Source organism: Paracoccus sp. (in: a-proteobacteria) (assembly GCF_030536915.1).
In the GTDB taxonomy this organism is placed as follows: domain Bacteria; phylum Pseudomonadota; class Alphaproteobacteria; order Rhodobacterales; family Rhodobacteraceae; genus Paracoccus.
Genome location: NZ_JAUNPC010000014.1, coordinates 42,856 through 44,103 on the forward strand (window position 1 = coordinate 42,856; position 1,248 = coordinate 44,103).

The window sequence follows — 1,248 nt, forward strand, 5'->3', positions numbered from 1 at the left end:
ATCAGCAGGTCCATGGCGCGGCGGGTATGGGCGTGCTCCTGGTCCTCGCCCCGGTGCTTGTCGCCCCGGCCGGCATAGACGAGGTGGCTCAGGTAGAACTTGTCCACCCCCTCGGATTCGCAAAGGTCGAGCATCTGCGGCAACTGTTCGCCGTTGTCCTTGGTGATGGTGAAGCGCAGGCCTACCTTGACGCCCCGCGCCTTGCAGGCGCGCACGCCCGCCAGCGCATTGGCGAAGGCGCCCTCGACCCCCCGGAACCAGTCGTTCGTGGCGCCGATCCCGTCGAGCGAGATGCCGACATAGTCGAAGCCCAGCGCCGCGACGCGGTCGGCCACGCCCGGCTCGCCCAGCTTTGTCCCGTTGGTGGACAGCGACAGGTGGCGGAAGTCCAGTTCCCGCGCCCGTTCCGCCAGGTCCCAGAAGTCGAAGCGGGAAAGCGGCTCGCCCCCCGACAGGATCAGCGCGGGGATGCGGAAGGCCGACAGGTCGTCGAGGACGCCTAGGGCCTGCTCATGCGTCAGCTCACCCGGAAAAACGTGGTCCGAACTGACCGTGTAGCAGTGCCGGCACTTGAGGTTGCAGGTGCGGGTCAGGTTCCAGATCACCACCGGCTTGACCGAACCGGGCGTGCCCCTCCGCCGGACGGGCGTGGGGTCCACAAGCTGGTGCATGTACTGGGTCAGGCGGAACATCGGCGGCCCCTTTCATTCATCGCGCAGGCGCAGCCCGGTCTTCTTCAGGATGCGGGTCGAATAAAGGATATCGTGGCCCCGGCAGGCATCCCCAAGGATCAGGGACACTTCGCCGCGCTTGGCCTCGACTTCCTCGCGGCTCTCGCCGTGCAGCATGGCGAACAGGTTATAGGGCCAGTCGGGCAGGGCGCGCGGGCGCTGGTAGCAGTGGGTCACGTAGGGCAAAGCCCCGATCCGCTGCCCCAGTTCCGAGATGCGGTCGTCGGCCACGTCCCAGACGCTCATCCCGTTGGCGGTCATGCCCAGCGCATAGTGGTTCGGGGCGACGGCGATGCGGCGGATGATGCCGCGGTCCTGCATCGCGGACAGGCGGGCGATCACCTCGGCCTCGGTCAGCCCGATGGCTTCCGCGACCGCGGCGTAGGGGGCCTCGACCAGCGGCAGCCCGGCCTGCGTCGCCTTGATGAGGTTGCGATCGATGGCGTCGAGCGGGGTCATGCCTGCACCCGGAAGCCGATGAAATATTCTTCCAGCTTGGGAAACAGCATCACCTTCA

2 protein-coding genes are annotated in these 1,248 nt (G+C 67.2%); both read right to left on the reverse strand.

Going from position 1 to position 1,248, the window contains the following annotated elements:
• A partial coding sequence (locus Q4F04_RS04340) for a radical SAM protein (protein WP_303368604.1) occupies positions 1 to 692 on the reverse strand: 692 nt, incomplete at its 3' end.
• A 12-nt stretch (positions 693 to 704) separates the two neighbouring features.
• Positions 705 to 1,190 (reverse strand): AsnC family transcriptional regulator, encoded by a 486-nt coding sequence (locus tag Q4F04_RS04345; protein ID WP_303368605.1) that lies wholly within the window; start codon positions 1,188 to 1,190, stop codon positions 705 to 707.
• Between the last annotated feature and the right edge of the window lie 58 nt (positions 1,191 to 1,248).